Annotated in this window: 12 protein-coding genes, 1 tRNA gene and 1 riboswitch; of the genes, 10 read left to right on the forward strand and 3 right to left on the reverse strand. The window is 59.8% G+C overall.

Features of this window, described 5'->3' with window-relative positions:
• Positions 1 to 17: 17 nt before the first annotated feature.
• Positions 18 to 97, reverse strand: a riboswitch (SAM riboswitch).
• Between the two features lie 87 nt (positions 98 to 184).
• A complete protein-coding gene (locus NO932_RS03265; protein ID WP_309209630.1) occupies positions 185 to 1,294 on the forward strand; it encodes a 2'-deoxycytidine 5'-triphosphate deaminase in 1,110 nt (369 codons plus the stop codon).
• A gap of 108 nt (positions 1,295 to 1,402) precedes the next feature.
• On the opposite strand, the gene proX is transcribed toward NO932_RS03265, so the two are convergent.
• The 3 genes from proX to NO932_RS03280 form a co-directional block, all read right to left on the reverse strand.
• The gene (gene proX / locus NO932_RS03270; protein ID WP_309209631.1) at positions 1,403 to 2,422 is read right to left on the reverse strand and encodes a glycine betaine/L-proline ABC transporter substrate-binding protein ProX; all 1,020 of its coding nucleotides are present in this window, start codon (positions 2,420 to 2,422) and stop codon (positions 1,403 to 1,405) included.
• Positions 2,423 to 2,539: 117 nt separating this feature from the next.
• Positions 2,540 to 3,469: a proline/glycine betaine ABC transporter permease gene (locus NO932_RS03275; RefSeq protein ID WP_309162639.1), complete on the reverse strand. Its 930-nt coding sequence runs from the start codon at positions 3,467 to 3,469 to the stop codon at positions 2,540 to 2,542.
• A complete protein-coding gene (locus NO932_RS03280; RefSeq protein ID WP_309209632.1) occupies positions 3,462 to 4,709 on the reverse strand; it encodes a glycine betaine/L-proline ABC transporter ATP-binding protein in 1,248 nt (415 codons plus the stop codon). Before NO932_RS03280 ends, NO932_RS03275 begins: the two co-directional genes overlap by 8 nt.
• 347 nt (positions 4,710 to 5,056) lie before the next feature.
• Between NO932_RS03280 and NO932_RS03285 the strand changes: the two genes are divergently transcribed.
• The 9 genes from NO932_RS03285 (at position 5,057) to NO932_RS03325 (ending at position 15,117) form a co-directional block, all read left to right on the forward strand.
• Positions 5,057 to 5,130: transfer RNA gene (locus tag NO932_RS03285), tRNA-Gly, on the forward strand.
• Positions 5,131 to 5,321: 191 nt separating this feature from the next.
• Positions 5,322 to 6,248 carry a helix-turn-helix domain-containing protein gene (locus NO932_RS03290; RefSeq protein WP_309162635.1) on the forward strand — a complete coding sequence of 309 codons (927 nt, stop codon included), beginning with the start codon at positions 5,322 to 5,324 and terminating at the stop codon, positions 6,246 to 6,248.
• Between the two features lie 115 nt (positions 6,249 to 6,363).
• Positions 6,364 to 7,863 (forward strand): alpha-N-arabinofuranosidase, encoded by a 1,500-nt coding sequence (locus NO932_RS03295; RefSeq protein ID WP_309209633.1) that lies wholly within the window; start codon positions 6,364 to 6,366, stop codon positions 7,861 to 7,863.
• Positions 7,864 to 8,057: 194 nt separating this feature from the next.
• Entirely contained in the window at positions 8,058 to 9,959 is a 1,902-nt protein-coding gene (locus NO932_RS03300) for an ABC transporter substrate-binding protein (protein WP_309209634.1), read from the forward strand.
• Positions 9,960 to 10,037: 78 nt separating this feature from the next.
• Positions 10,038 to 11,042, forward strand: a complete 1,005-nt coding sequence (locus NO932_RS03305; protein WP_309209635.1) for an ABC transporter permease — start codon at positions 10,038 to 10,040, stop codon at positions 11,040 to 11,042.
• Between the two features lie 3 nt (positions 11,043 to 11,045).
• Positions 11,046 to 11,906 carry an ABC transporter permease gene (locus NO932_RS03310; protein WP_309162628.1) on the forward strand — a complete coding sequence of 287 codons (861 nt, stop codon included), beginning with the start codon at positions 11,046 to 11,048 and terminating at the stop codon, positions 11,904 to 11,906.
• Entirely contained in the window at positions 11,903 to 12,946 is a 1,044-nt protein-coding gene (locus NO932_RS03315) for an ABC transporter ATP-binding protein (RefSeq protein WP_309209636.1), read from the forward strand. Before NO932_RS03310 ends, NO932_RS03315 begins: the two co-directional genes overlap by 4 nt.
• A complete protein-coding gene (locus tag NO932_RS03320) occupies positions 12,943 to 13,854 on the forward strand; it encodes an ABC transporter ATP-binding protein (protein WP_309209637.1) in 912 nt (303 codons plus the stop codon). Before NO932_RS03315 ends, NO932_RS03320 begins: the two co-directional genes overlap by 4 nt.
• A 222-nt stretch (positions 13,855 to 14,076) precedes the next feature.
• Positions 14,077 to 15,117, forward strand: a complete 1,041-nt coding sequence (locus NO932_RS03325) for a LacI family DNA-binding transcriptional regulator (RefSeq protein WP_309209638.1) — start codon at positions 14,077 to 14,079, stop codon at positions 15,115 to 15,117.
• The last annotated feature ends 66 nt before the right edge of the window (positions 15,118 to 15,183 follow it).

Consider the following 15,183-nt stretch of genomic DNA (forward strand, 5'->3'; position numbering starts at 1 on the left):
AAAACCGGCGCGCGATGCGGCCGGTTCGACTGGTCACTTTAGCAAGTTGTTTTAGGTGGCTTGCAATCGGACCGGCCAAATCGCCACCAACCGCATTGCGGTCAGTGCTGAGTTACGCCGAAATCGCCCTTGGCGTCAATCGCTTCGCTTGCTAAGCCAGACCAACAGGTTCGCCGGAGACATCATGACTATAAACCAGGCTTGGCCAACCGGGATCTTCTCAGCCCGGCTGATCGGTAGATTGTCCGAGGCAGGCGCCATCAGTGCCGATCGCCCCTATGATGGCGATCAGATCCAGCCTGCCAGCCTGGATTTGCGGCTGGGCGAAAAAGCCTTTCGCGTTCGCTCGAGCTTTCTTCCCGGGCCGGGCAAGACCGTTGCCGATCGCATCCAAACCTTGAAACTCCACGAGATCGACCTGACCAAGGGCGCCGTGCTCGAACGCGGCTGCGTCTATATCGTCCCGCTGCTCGAAAGCCTCGACCTTCCCGATGAAGTCAGTGCCTCGGCCAATCCCAAATCTTCCACCGGCCGGCTCGATATCTTCACCCGCGTCATCTCGGACGGGGCGCGCAGCTTCGACATCGTTCCGGCCGGCTATAAGGGCGCGCTCTATCTCGAAATCTCTCCGCGCACCTTTCCTGTCCTCGTGCGCACCGGCTCACGCCTCTCGCAAATGCGCTTTCGTGTCGGCGACGCGCGGCTGTCGGCCGCCGAACACAAGGCTGTCCATGCCGCCGAGACACTGGTGTTCGATCCCAACATGGATGTGGGGGAGGGTGTTTCACTTTCGATCGATCTCGTCGGCGAAGGCCGCAACGGCCTGATCGGCTTTCGCTCAAAGCGGCACACCGCGGTGGTCGACGTGGACAAGAAAGATGCCCTCGACGTCCTCGACTATTGGGAGCCCCTCATCAACCGCGGTTCCGGTGAACTCATCCTGGATCCGGACGAGTTTTACATTCTCGTCTCGCGTGAAAGTGTCCATGTGCCGCCCGATTACGCCGCCGAGATGGTGCCTTTCGATCCGCTGGTCGGCGAATTCCGCGTCCACTATGCGGGGTTTTTCGATCCCGGCTTCGGCCACTCGGCCGCCGGAGGCACCGGTTCGCGCGCCGTGCTGGAAGTGCGCAGCCGCGAAGTTCCCTTTCTTCTCGGCCATGGCCAGACCATCGGCAGGCTGATCTACGAACGCATGGCGGAGCGCCCGGACATGCTCTATGGCGCCGCGCTTGGCTCGAACTACCAGGCCCAAAGTCTCAAACTCTCCAAGCACTTCAAATCCTATCCCTAGGCCGTTCGGCGGCCCTGAGAGCCGAGGCCTACGCCGGCTTCTGCGGAAACTGAGAAAACAAAAAAGGCCGGGAGAACCCGGCCTTTCAATTTGGTTTGAGCGAAACGCTTACGATGCGGCAGCGCGAGCTGTTTCCAGCCAGCCATCCACGGCTTCGCGGTTTTCTTCGATCCAGGCAGCAGCCTGGGCTTCGATGTCGTCGTCGCCGGCATTCATCGCCGCATTCTGGGCAAAGATATCGCCGAGCGGGATTTCTACGGCTTCGAGCAGGGCGCCCACTGCCGGGTTCTCTTCGAGGAACGCCGAATTGGCGACCGGCACGATGTCATTGGCCGGGAAGCCCAGCATGCACGGATCGTTGACACAGCCTTCGACACCTTCGAGCGTTGCCGCATCGGCAAGGCTCATATCGGGCAGGTCGACTTCCGGAACCTCGATCCACATCACGTCTTCGCCCGGCACGAGCTCATTGACGGTCCAGTTCGGGGTCCAGGTGTAGAACAGGATGTTCTCGCCCGCTTCATAGGCGGCAACCGCATCGGCCATCGAGGCGGCATAGCCGGCCTTGATCGGGTTGACGTGGTCGCGCAGCTCATAGGCATCCATGTGATGCTCGATATTGACTTCGCAGCCCCAGCCTGGAGGGCAGGCAACCAGATCGGCCAGTCCGTCGCCATTGCGGTCGAACGCTTCCTTCACCTCGTCGCGCTTGAAATCCTCGAGCGAGGTGATGCCGAATTCCTCGACCGCCGAAGCGTTGACGAGATAGCCTTCCAGCGCGCCGCCTTCGGCCACCGAGCCGATGATCTCCGCACCCTGGCTGAAGGTCGGCTCATAGGTGTTGTGCAGCGGGAACCAGCCATTGACCCAAAGGTCCATGTCGCCCTGCGCCACCGCCTGGTAGAAGGGCGGGTTGTCCAGCGTCGTGATCTGGGGAACGTCATAGCCCAGTTCCTGGAGAAGCTGGCGGTAGATTTCGGCGTGAAACCAACCGGTGTCCCAAGTGGCCTGTGCCATGTTGACGGTTACGCCGTCGCCGGGATTGTCCTGAGCCACGGCCGGAACTGCCGCTGCGCCCAGAAGGGCGGCGGCGGAAAGGGTTGCAAGGGTCTTTTTGAGACTGAACATTTCTGCCTTTGTCTCCTTTTCTTTGGTTCTGAAATGGACGGGCTTACCCGCCATGCGAAACCCGCAAAGATACGGGCGATAGAAGCAGCGGCAGTGCTGCCGCCGCATCAAGAGCTATCAGGCTGTCTTTTCCCTCTCCCCGATCGCCTGCGTGCCGCGAAGCCGGACGAGATTGCCCAGCACCTGGCGCAGGGAAATGGTGTTGCCCTGATTTTCGCCGAAGCCCTGCGTGATACGGTCGAGGACGATGGCGAGGATCACGATCCCCACGCCACCGGCTGTCGCGCCGCCCACGTCGAGCCGGCCCAGCCCGGTATTGACCACCAGCCCCAGCCCGCCCGCGCCGATCAGCGCGGCGATCACCACCATCGAAAGGGCCAGCATCAGCGTCTGATTGAGGCCTGCCATGATGGTGCGCATCGCTAGAGGGATCTGCAGGTCGACCAGCATCTGCCATCCGGTCGAGCCGAACGCCTGCGCCGCTTCGATCAGATCGCCGCGCACATTGCGGATGCCCAGATTGGTCAGCCGGATGATCGGCGGCACCGCAAAGATGATGGTCGCGATGATTCCAGGCGCCATACCCACGCCGAACAGCATGACGATCGGCACGAGATAAACAAAGCTCGGGATCGTCTGCATGATGTCGAGCACCGGCCGGAGCACTTTCCAGACGAGGTTGGAACGCGCCGCGACGATGCCAGCCGGAATGCCGATCACGGCGCAGAACAGCACCGAGGTGATGATCATCGCCAGGGTGGTCATCGTCTCGGGCCAGAGCCCGATCATGTCGATAAAGGCAAAGCCGATCAGGGTGAAGATCGCCATGCCTCGCCCGGCCCATTTCCAGGCCGCCAGTGCAAAGGCTCCGGTGGTCAAAAGCATGGGCAGGAAGTTGAAGAAATCGTCCAGCGCATTGAGCACCATGGTGATGGGCACCTGCGCCGCCCGGAAGGCAGGCCGGAAATTGGGCACCAGCCATCCGCGCACGAAATCGTTGATCCAGTCGTCAAAGGGGATGACCAGGAGGTCGCCGGGACTAAACATGCGCGCTCTCCTTTTCGTTTGTGGTGTTTGTTTCGGTAGGTATGGCGTCGGCATCCTCGCCCGAAAGCTGCGCGAACACCGCTTCCGGTTCGACGACACCCACCAGACGGTCCTTCTCGTCGGTCACCGCAATGGGCAGCCCTGCGCTCGCCGCGCTGTAGAGATCGGCCAGTTGCTGATCGGCCTCGGCGGTGGGAAAGTCGGTGAGCATCACCTCTTCGAGTACCGGGTCGGGCTTGCTCTCGTCGAACGTGGCCGCCGCGAGATCCTGGTAGGTGACAACGCCGGCCACCTTGTCCTTGTCATCCACCACATAGAGCGCGTTGCGGTTGAGGTCTTCCATGACCCGCATGGCGTCTTCCGCACTGGCTTCCCCGAGTTTGACCGGCGCGGCCTCACCCGAAACGTCCTCGGCCGTAAACACTCGTCCGCGATCGATATCGGCAACGAAAGCGGCAACATAGTCATCGGCCGGATTGGAAACGATCTCCTGGGCGGTTCCCACCTGCACGAAACGCCCATCCTTCATGATGGCGATCTTGTCGCCGAGCAGCAGGGCTTCGTTGAGATCGTGGGTGATGAAGATGATGGTTTTCTTGAGCGAGCGCTGCAGCGCGATCAACTCGTCCTGCATTTCGCGGCGAATGAGCGGATCGAGCGCGCCGAACGGTTCGTCCATCAGCAGCACTTCCGGGCCGGTGGCCAATCCGCGAGCCAGGCCCACGCGCTGCTGCATGCCGCCCGAGAGTTCGGACGGCAGGCTATCCGCCCAGGCCGTCAGCCCTACCTGTTCGAGCGCCTTGAGAGCCTTTTCCCGGCGCTCATTGGCGGCAACGCCCTTGATCTTGAGTCCATAGGCGGCGTTGTCGGCCACGCTCCAATGTGGGAACAGGGCGAAGTGCTGGAACACCATGGCGATCTTTTCGCGCCGGATGCGTCGCAACTGCTCTTTCGAGCAGTTCGCCACGTCCACGCCGTCGATCATGATCGAGCCGGATGTGGGCTGAATTAGCCCGTTGAGCATGCGCACCAGGGTCGATTTGCCGGATCCCGAGAGTCCCATGACGACGAAGATTTCCCCTTCGCCGACATCGAAGCTCGCATCCCTCACACCCACCGTCGCGCCGGTGGCTTCCAGGATCTCTTCCTTGCTCTTGCCGGCTTCGAGCATCCCGAGCGCTGCATCGGTCTTCTCACCGAATATCTTATAGACGTTCCTTACGGATAACTTGACTGCCATGTGTCTCCTTTAAGATGCGCGGCGCTGAAAACAATAAATATCGATGTGTATTCGAAATTGCTTCCCTGCGCGCAAAAAGATATCGAGCCAGGTTCGCGCACGATCCTAGCCAGATATGAGATAAATGATACGCTGTTGATCCGCGATAATAGGGGTAGGTTGCCCCGAGATCAACCTTTGGCGCCGACTTTCTGCCGCAATTGGTCTGCGGAGAAGGGCGGAACTACAGCGAAACGCCCCTGAATCCGGCCAGATATGCTGTTAGATAACAGCGATGTGAGTGCGGAGATACCCTCCGCGCACCCTCTCTTGACGCAGCATCGGATTTGCCGCAAACAGGCAGTCGCGCGGGTGTAGCTCAATGGTAGAGCAGAAGCTTCCCAAGCTTACGACGAGGGTTCGATTCCCTTCACCCGCTCCAATCTGATCTAACTGGCCGGCAAGGTATGGAAGTCCGCTAGAACGAATTCTTGCGGTGGGTATGTCGCGCTCTTCTGCACCCGGCTCTAAGCACACCAAGATCATCCCCCATCTTAACCGACTCGACTATATCGGGACACCTGATATGTATGAACGGTGAACTGCTGCGGCACGAGAGGAGGCTGATAGATAATGGCGCGAAACTTTCTCGTGGTGGATCCTGAAGAAGGAATGGACGTGCTCAAGGGGCTGGCCTCGCCCGTGCGCGTGCAAATCCTTAAGCTGCTGCATGTGCGTGGAGCGCAGAATATCAACGATATCGCCAGTATTCTTAGCCTGCCGCAATCAACTGTCTCGTCCAATGTGAACATTTTGGAGGAGGCTGGGCTGATCCGCTCGGAGACGCAAAAGGCGCGCAAGGGAAACCAGAAGATCTGCCATTCCACTTTCGACGAGGTCCTTGTGGCGTTCAAGGAGGACATCGCCAAAGTCAAGGGCGGGCATATCGAGGTATCCATGCCGCTGGGACTTTACACGAGCTGCGACGTCATGGCGCCGTGTGGGTTGTGTACCCCGGACGGTATCGTGGGCCTGCTCGACGTCCCCGATACGTTCCTTGATCCCTCGCGGATGCGTGCAGGACTGATCTGGTTCACGCGGGGCAATGTGGAATATCAGTTTCCCAACAACGCCAAGCTCTCCAACAGCGAGATCGAGGCCATCGAGTTTTCCATGGAGCTCTCGTCCGAAGTGCCGGGTACGAGCGCCGATTGGCCTTCCGACATCACCATATGGGTGAATGGCACGGAAATCGGCACATGGACTTCTCCGGGGGATTACGGGGACAAGCGTGGCGTCTATACCCCCGACTGGTGGAAGCTCAAGGGGTCGCAATATGGCAAGCTCAAGAGCTTCCGCGTAAATTCAGTCGGAAGCTTCGTCGACGGGTTGCAGATTTCTTCCGTCACCCTCGCCGATCTCGGTATCGCTGCCCACCATTCCATCCGACTTAAGATCGGAATCCGCGAAGATGCCGCTCATCCCGGAGGGCTGAACATATTTGGGCGCGGCTTCGGAAATTACGATCAGGACATCCTGATGCGCATCTATCAGGCGTGATAGGCGCGTCCTTCGCAAAATCGTCGTCAGACTCCGGTGCTGTTGACAAGCGCGACCTTGTCTATCATAAATTCCGATATAAATCGGAAATTCTGCGCAAAAGAGGGAGGGGGCAGTGAAGGCTACGGCGGTCGCCCACAAGAACTTTACGGTCAGCAAGATCGATGACCGGTTGTATGGGGCATTTCTTGAGCACCTGGGCCGGGCGATCTATACGGGCATATACGAGCCGGACCACCCCACGGCCGATGCAAACGGCATGCGCGGTGATGTGATCGAACTGGTCAAGGAGCTCGACGTACCTGTAGTACGCTATCCAGGCGGTAACTTCGTTTCGGCCTACAATTGGGAAGACGGCATTGGGCCCAAGCAAGATCGGCCGACCCGGCTGGACTTGGCCTGGCACACTGCCGAAAGCAATGAGGTCGGTATTCACGAGTTCGCAGAATGGTGCAAATCGGTGGGGACCGAGATGATGCTCGCGGTCAATCTCGGCTCACGCGGGCTCGATGCCGCGCGGAACTTCGTTGAATATGTCAATCATCCCGGCGGCAGCTATTGGAGCGATCTGCGCAAGAAAAACGGGCAGGAGGAGCCTTGGAACGTCAAGCTCTGGTGCCTGGGCAACGAGATGGACGGCCCCTGGCAGATCGGCCACAAGGACGCCGAGGAATATGGCAAGCTCGCCGCCGAGACGGCAAAGGCGATCCGCGCCTTCGACAAATCGCTGGAGCTGGTGGTTTGTGGGTCGAGCCACTCCAACATGCCCACCTATCCCCAGTGGGAAGCGACGGTGCTCGAGCACACCTATGACGTGGTGGATTACATCTCGCTGCACATGTATTTCGCCAACCATGAGAAAAACGCAAGCAACTACCTGGCGCTAAACCAGAAGCTCGATGACTACATCGTTGCCGTCCAGGGCGCCATAAATTATGTCAAGGCCAAGAAGCGCTCGAAAAAGGATATTTATATTTCATTCGATGAATGGAATGTCTGGTATCATTCTCGCCAGCAGGACCGGAAAATTCTCGAAGGGCAGGAAGGGTGGCCGCACGCACCGGCACTTCTCGAGGATGTCTATAATTTCGAGGATGTTCTTCAGGTCGGTCTGATTCTCAATACGTTCATCCGTCGCTCGGACGTGGTGAAGATCGCGTGCATCGCGCAACTGGTGAACGTCATCGCTCCGATCATGACTGAAAAGGGCGGAGATGCCTGGCGGCAGACGATCTACTATCCCTATTACTTTGCCTCCCGCTTTGGACGCGGTACCGCACTCGACCTTTCGATCGACTGTCCGACCTATGACAGCGGCGTTGCCTATGCCGATGTGTCTGCCGTCCACAACCAAGAGGAGGGGGCTGTCACGGTGTTCGCGGTCAACCGGCATCCCGATGAGATGGTGGATTTTTCTGTGGAGCTTCAGGGTTTTGGCGACATGCGCGTCATCGACCATCAAGTGATGACCCATGGCGATCTTAATGCGGTCAACACCAGCGCTAAGCCGGACGAGGTGGCGCCGCGTAAAGGCGAAGGTGCCTCGGTTTCGGGCGATACGCTGTCCGTGTCGCTCCCGCCTTACTCCTATCAGATGGTCCGGCTGGGCCGGTAAGGCGTCCGCATGCCTACTCGGTGAGGATCATTGGAGACTTGCCGGCCATCGCTCGCACCGGTCGGCAAAATGTTAGTATATCAATTAAGGCGATATATATCATATAATATGTTGACAGAAAGAAACGCTGCGGTAGCATAACGAGGCAGGAGGAAGGGGCGTCGAGGGGCGCTCCATTAAATCGGGAGGAAAAGATGAAGATGTGGAAGACGCTTCTGGCGTCTGTCGCTGTCGTTGCCATCATGGGCAGTGCATCGATAGCCCAGGATGCTCCGGCAGAACTGCCGCCGATCAACGAATTCCCACGCGAACAAACTCTGATCGTCCACAACCCGGAGCCGCCGTCCATCAGCCCGGACTGGTTTAATATCTGGGTGCCGGGGTACAGCGTTGCCAATGGTCTGCATCAGCTTGCCATGGATACGCTCTGGTATATCGATCCGGACGCGGGCCTGGACGGCGCGCTCTACAATTCCCTGGCCGCAGAGCCTTGGGAATATAACGAGGACTTCACGCAGATGACCGTGCGCCTGCGTGAAGGCATCTACTGGTCCGATGGCGTTGAATTCACGGCCGATGATGTTGTCTATACGGTGGAGACGCAGGCCGAAATGCCGGCCACCAACTGGGGCGCCACTTTCGCCCAGCAGGTTGAGAGCGTCGAAGCGGTTGACGACTATACCGTACTGTTCAACCTCAAAGAGCCCAACTCGCGTTTCCATGCGATCTTCTCGGTCCGCTGGAACGGCGCGTGGATCATGCCCAAGCATGTCTTTGAAGAGTTTGAAGATCCATCATCCTACGACTTCAATCCGCCCGTCAGCCTCGGTCCTTACACGCTGCACAGCCATGATCCGAACGGCGCGTGGTATATCTGGGAAAAGCGGGAGGATTGGGAGCGGACGACTGTTGCCCAGTATGGCGAACCCGCACCCCAATATATCATCTATCGCTCCATTCCGGCGATAGACAGCCGGCTGATCGAAATGGTGAACGGCAATCTGGACATGATCCATGACCTGACGCCCGAAGCCATGTTCAGCCTCGTCGAGCAGGACGAGACGGCGCGCGGCTGGTTCCCCGGCTTCCCCTACGCCCATCCTGATCCCACGTTGCCGATGGTGATCTTCAATCACAACAATGAGCTGTTCCAGGATCGCCGGGTGCGCTGGGCGCTGGCGTTGATGCTTGACGCGCGTCAGATCTCGATGGCCGCTTATCGCGGAGCGGCGACCCTTTCGGCCATTGCCATCCCGCCCACCGGAACCCATCCCGACGACTATCACGATCCGTTGCAGGAATGGTTGGTCGATTATGAACTCGATACGGGCAGTTCGGTCATCAAACCCTATAACCCCGATATCGGAATCCAGGTCGCCGATATGGTGCGTCCGCAATTCGGCGATGCCGTGCCAACCGATGAAGACGAGATTCGGCGGGCATTTGGTTACGGCTGGTGGGAGCAAAATCTCGACGCCGCTGCCGAACTGCTCGAGGACGCCGGATTCACCCGTCAGGGCAATGACTGGTACACCCCCGATGGCGAGCGTTTCGCCTTCACCATCACGACCTTCGAAAGCGGGGTTATGAACCGCTTCGGCACCATGGCAGCCCAGCAATGGAGCCAGGCAGGCGTGGACGTGACCGCTCAGGTGACCCCGCAAATGTTCGCTCAGGACCTGCCGTTGGGCGACTTCGACGCGGCAACGGCGTGGTCGATCGAGACCTGGGGCGGCGACCCCGACCTTTCGTTCTTCCTTGAGAGCTGGCATTCAAGCTATGTCGCGCCCGAAGGCGAGCGGCAGCCGCAGCGCAACTGGCAGCGCTGGCAGCATCCCGAACTTGACCGCATTATCGAGGAAATTCGCGTGACCCCGTTTGGGAGCGAGGAGAACCTCGAGCTCGGCCATGACTTCGTCCGGCTGATGGTCGAGGAGATGCCGGTCATCCCGATGATGTCGTTCAACGTGTTCGCTGCCTATTCGGAAAGGTATTGGACCGGTTTTCCAACTGCAGAGGAAAACCCCTATGCCAATATCGTGACCAACTGGGCGAACTCACGCTACATCTTCACTCAGCTTGAGCCGGCCCAGTAGGCTCTCCTTCGAGCAAAACCAAGTGTCCGGCTTCGGCCGGACACCCCCGAACGAAGAGGGGAAGGCGTAGCGTCGACAATGAAGGACTATCTGTTTTTCGCTTTTAAGCGGTTGTTGCAGTTAGCGGTCGTTATTTTCGCCGGTATTTCGGCTGCTTTTTTCATTACGCACCTCTCGCCTGTTTCTCCGGTCGAAACCATTATCGGTCGCGTCGCGGGACAATCGAACTTCAGTCCCGAAGCAATCCAGGCCCTACGCGAGACGCTGACGGAGCTTTTCGGGACCGATCGGCCGCTCCTCGAAAAGTATGTGAACTTCTGGTCGCGCTTCATCGTCGGCGATCTCGGTCCATCCCTCATCGCGTTTCCCTCTCCGGCCATGCGCCTTGTCATGCTGGCGCTGCCCTGGACGGTGGGGCTCCTCGTCACCTCGATCGTGCTGTACTGGATCATCGGCAATTTGCTGGGTGGCTTGGCCGGTTATTACCAGAACAACAGGTTCCTCAAAGCCTTCGGCATCGTCGCCATGGGCATCCAACCCATACCTTATTATATCGTCGCCTTCTTGCTGGTGGTCATTTTCGGCTATCTGTGGCCGGTCATGCCGATCTCCGGCGGCTTTGCCATGAATGTGCGGCCCGGCTTTACGCCCGAGTTCATTTTCTCAGTGCTCCATCATTCCATCCTGCCGGCCACCTCGTTGGTGATCGTCGGCCTGGGGATTTCATTTCTGGGGATGCGGGCGCTGGTCTCCAACATCATCACCGAGGATTATGTGACCTATGCCGAACTGGCCGGGGTCAAGACCCAAAGGGTGGTCTTTTCCTATGTGATCCGCAACGCGATGGTGCCCCAGCTCACCGGGCTGGCAATGGCGCTTGGGGGCATTTTCTCGGGAACGATCATCACCGAGCAGGTCTTCGCCTATCCGGGGTTGGGCACGTTGCTGGTTCGCGCAGTCAATGGCGGCGATACGACGCTGGTCCTCGCGGTCTCTTCGATTGCCGTCATCGCGGTCGCAAGCGCCATCTTCATCATCGATCTGCTGCACCCGCTGCTCGATCCACGCGTGAGGGCGAAATAGCCAATGTTTGCGATCGTCAGGGACCTCGTCCGCTACAATATCGAATTCGCCATCGGCTGCATTCTTGTCGGCGGCATCGTGATCTTCGCGCTGGCCAGTTTTTTCTCGCCGGTCGATCCTGTGCTGATGTACGTCGTCATTCCCGACCAGCCGCCCTCCGCCCAATACTGGTTTGGCACCAATTCACGCGGTCAGGACATGTTCTGGCAGCTCAGCTTCGCCTTCCGCAACACGCTGGCTTTCGGATTGATAGTGGCCGTGCTCAGCCGCATCATCTCGATCACCGTGGGATTGCTGTCTGGCTATCTCGGTGGTTGGACCGACCGGGTGCTGATGTTTTTCAACGACATCTTCGTTGCCCTGCCGATCTTCCCTATCCTGATCCTGTTCTATTTCGTGATGCGCTCGGAACTCGACTTATTCCGGCTCGCGCTGGTGATGGCGTGCTTCGGCTGGCCGTTCGACGCGCGGCTGATCCGCTCGGTCGCGCTCGGCCTGCGTCATCGCGAATTCACTCGCCATGCGGTGTTTTCGGGCATGAGCGCGCGCCGGATAATGTTCGAGGAACATTTGCCCTATGTCATGCCCATCGTCTTCGCCACCGCCATCGCCAACATGATCTGGTCGATCGGCATGGAAGTGACCCTCGCGGTGCTCGGCTTTACCAACGTCAACATACCCACCGTCGGCACTACGCTCTATTGGGCCAATAACCACTCGGCGATGGTGGTCGGGGTCTGGTGGTGGATCCTTATCCCCGTGATCATGATCGTGATGCTGTTTATCGGCCTGTTCCTGCTCACGGTGTCCATGAACGAATACATCGATCCGCGTTCGCGCTTGCGGCGCATGGGGGGTGCATGATGACCGCAACCGACGCCCTTGACGTGCTGACCGTGAAAGGCCTCAAGGCCTATTATCAGATGGGCTATTTCGGGGTCGAACGCGAAGTGCGCGCCGTGGACGACGTGACCCTCTCCATCCGCAAGAACGAGATCTACGGCATTGCCGGGGAAAGCTCATCGGGCAAGACAACGCTGATCAAGACCTTCGCCGCCGCGATCCGGCCTCCGCTCAGGATAGTGGACGGGTCGATGACCTATCGTTTCGGCGATCTCGAGATCGACCCCTACAAGGCCAGCAGGGAAGAGATCGACGCGATCCGTTGGAAACACCTGTCCTATATCATGCAGGGCTCGATGAGCCTGCTCAACCCGGTGCGCCGGGTACATAAGACGTTCCGCGACTTCGCTTTCCGCCCCATGGGGTTGCCGAGGCGAGAGTTCTGGGCTCGGGTCGAAGCCCATCTCCAGCGGCTGGGTCTATCGCCCGACGTGCTGTCCGCATTTCCCCATCAGCTTTCGGGCGGAATGCGCCAGCGGGTGGTTATTGCGCTGGCGACCGTATGCCAGCCCGAATTCGTGATCGCCGACGAACCGACGACCGCGCTCGATGTCGTAGTGCAAAAGGACGTGCTGGCGATGATTCGCGACGTACAGCGCCAGATGCAGGCTTCGGTGGTTTTCGTGACCCACGACATGAGCGTACATGCCAACATCGCCGATCGGATCGGGATCGTCTATGCTGGGCGACTGGTGGAGGAGGCGCCGACGCGGACAATCTTTACCGCCCCCAAACACCCCTATACCGCCCATCTCGTGGCATCGCTCCCCAGGATTGGGGATACGGCACCCAAGGCCGCGCTGGAAGGGCGTCCGCCCAATCTGGCCGAGCCGCCGCAAGGGTGCCGCTTCCACCCAAGGTGCCCGCTCGCCATCGACAAGTGCAAGCAAGTGCCGCCTCTCGCCCCCGTAGGCCTTGATCATCGCGCCGCCTGCTGGCGCAGTGAGGATGTAAAGCCGCTCGTGCGCATCGGTACGCCGGTGGAGGAGGCCGTGCCATGACAGCGCTGCTCGATGTCTCCAACGTCTCCAAGCGTTTCGTGATGGGCGGGCCGCTCTCGCGCAATTCCATCGACGCTGTTGTGGATGCGAATTTCTCGCTTTCGGCCGATAGGGCGGAAATTTTCACGATCATTGGCGAGTCCGGTTCGGGCAAGACGACGCTCGCGCGAATGATTCTGGGGATCGAAAGCCCGACCAGTGGCGATATCCTGTTCGAGGGCAGGAGCGCGGCGGAGCGCCGGAGCCGGGCGGCACGGCTCGATTTCATGCGACGGGTGCAGCCGGTATTCCAGAACCCGTTCGAAACCTTCAACCCGCTCAAGCAGGTCGACCGCTATCTTCAGGCGAGTGCGCGCACGCTCCTCGGCGCGAGAACCCGGCCCGAGGTTGAAGCGGCAATGGATGCGGCGCTTCAGAAGGTGGGGTTGAGTCTCAGGGAAATCGCCGGACGTTATGCTCATGAGCTTTCCGGCGGGCAGCTTCAGAGGATCGCGATTGCTCGTGCGCTGATCTCCAATCCCTCGCTGCTGATTGCCGACGAGCCGGTATCGATGGTGGACGCCTCGCTGCGCATGTCGATCGTCAATCTCTTGCGCGACCTGCGCGATACGCTTGAGGTCTCGGTGATCTACATCACCCACGATCTCGCCACGGCCTACTACATATCGGATCGGCTGGTGATCATGCAGAAGGGCTATGTGGTGGAGATGGGGCCTGCTCGACCGATACTGGATACGCCCGAACATCCCTATTCGCGGCTTCTCAAGAGTTCGGTGCTCGCGATCGATGCGGCGACCGATAACGCAGATCTCCGGCCGGCCGACCGGAGCATCGCCGCAGCGGCCTGGGAGCGGGTAGGGGACGGCGTGCTGCAGCCGCGCGCGGATGGCCGGCTGGTGAGGGTTTAAGGTCGACGCCGGTTCCCGAAAGGACTCGCTTCTTTCGGGTTCCCGCAGCAATCCGTGGCTTACCTGCTCAATGAGCCTCTCCCGCCTCGCCGCCAAAGCGCGCTTCTCGGCGCCGGGCCATTAAAGCTCCGAGCTTTGTTGCTTTGGTGATCGAGCCTTGCCATGGTGGTCGATGAGATCGATCCAAAGGGGAGCGCGCAAGCGCCGGTTCTATAACCAACCATGAGCAAGCAAACTCGACGCATAGCCCGTCCCACGCTTATGGATGTGGCTCGGCACGCCGGCGTCTCGCGCGCGACCGCATCGCTGGTCGTGCGCAAGAGCCCGCTGGTGAGCCGGGAGACGCGGGCCAGCGTCGAGGCCGCAATGGCGGAGATCGGTTATGTCTACAATGCCGGTGCGGCAGGCATGCGGGCCGCGCGCAGCCGTACGATCGGCGTGATCATTCCCAACCTTTCCAATCCCTTCTTCGGCATCCTGCTCACCGGCATCGACCATGTGGTGGAAGGCGCCGGGCTGGCGACCTTCATCGCCCAATCCGCCGAGTCCCAGGAAAAGCAGGATGGTTTCGTCACCCGCATGCGCGAGCACGGAGTGGATGGTCTGATCGTTTGTCCCGCCGCGGGCACCAAGGCCGACTTCACCCAGAAGCTGCAGATGTGGGGCATGCCCGTGGTCGAAGTCCTGAGGACGGTCGGTGGAGAAGCCGATTACGTAGGGATGGACCAGTTCGGCGGCATGTACGGAGCGGTTTCGCGGCTGGTTGACCTTGGGCACGTGAGGATCGGGTTCGTCACCGCCAATCTCGATCATTCGGCCCGTGAAGAAAGGCTCAGCGCTTTCCGGGCCGCCATCGCGCGTTACCATGCGGTGGATGCGGTCGAGATGACAATCGAACCCACCCATGGGGAAGCAACGGCTCTGGCGCTGAGGATGGCGCGGCAAAAGGGCGCCCCCTCCGCCTGGATATGCCACAATGACGTCATCGGGCTCGGCATGCATCGCGGCTTTTGCGAAGCCGGGCTGGTGCCCGGACGCGACGTATCGCTGATCGGATATGACAATGTCGCGGAAACCGAGCTGGTGCGGCCGGCGCTGGCTTCGGTTGCAACCGAAGCGGTTGAGATCGGGCAACTGGCAGCCAGCCAGTTGCTGCGCCGGATCGAAAACCCCGACGCGCCGCGCCAGCGGATGACGGTGCCCAGCCATTTCGTCGACCGGGGTTCGGTTGGACCCCGCGCGTTCGATCCCCTAGAGGGTTGACTCGGTGGCTCGGCTATATTTAGATCGATCTAAACGACGGCAGGCAAGGGCCGCGGGAGGAACGGG

Source organism: Pelagibacterium sp. 26DY04, from assembly GCF_031202305.1.
Classification (GTDB): Bacteria; Pseudomonadota; Alphaproteobacteria; order Rhizobiales; family Devosiaceae; genus Pelagibacterium.

What these genes read in the sequence shown, in the direction of transcription:
- NO932_RS03305 (WP_309209635.1), top strand. Translation starts at nt 10,038, where the DNA reads ATGAAGGACTATCTGTTTTTCGCTTTTAAGCGGTTGTTGCAGTTAGCG.
- proX (WP_309209631.1), bottom strand. Translation starts at nt 2,422, where the DNA reads ATGTTCAGTCTCAAAAAGACCCTTGCAACCCTTTCCGCCGCCGCCCTT.
- NO932_RS03300 (WP_309209634.1), top strand. Translation starts at nt 8,058, where the DNA reads ATGAAGATGTGGAAGACGCTTCTGGCGTCTGTCGCTGTCGTTGCCATC.
- NO932_RS03290 (WP_309162635.1), top strand. Translation starts at nt 5,322, where the DNA reads ATGGCGCGAAACTTTCTCGTGGTGGATCCTGAAGAAGGAATGGACGTG.
- NO932_RS03325 (WP_309209638.1), top strand. Translation starts at nt 14,077, where the DNA reads ATGAGCAAGCAAACTCGACGCATAGCCCGTCCCACGCTTATGGATGTG.
- NO932_RS03310 (WP_309162628.1), top strand. Translation starts at nt 11,046, where the DNA reads ATGTTTGCGATCGTCAGGGACCTCGTCCGCTACAATATCGAATTCGCC.
- NO932_RS03320 (WP_309209637.1), top strand. Translation starts at nt 12,943, where the DNA reads ATGACAGCGCTGCTCGATGTCTCCAACGTCTCCAAGCGTTTCGTGATG.
- NO932_RS03275 (WP_309162639.1), bottom strand. Translation starts at nt 3,469, where the DNA reads ATGTTTAGTCCCGGCGACCTCCTGGTCATCCCCTTTGACGACTGGATC.
- NO932_RS03315 (WP_309209636.1), top strand. Translation starts at nt 11,903, where the DNA reads ATGATGACCGCAACCGACGCCCTTGACGTGCTGACCGTGAAAGGCCTC.
- NO932_RS03265 (WP_309209630.1), top strand. Translation starts at nt 185, where the DNA reads ATGACTATAAACCAGGCTTGGCCAACCGGGATCTTCTCAGCCCGGCTG.
- NO932_RS03280 (WP_309209632.1), bottom strand. Translation starts at nt 4,709, where the DNA reads ATGGCAGTCAAGTTATCCGTAAGGAACGTCTATAAGATATTCGGTGAG.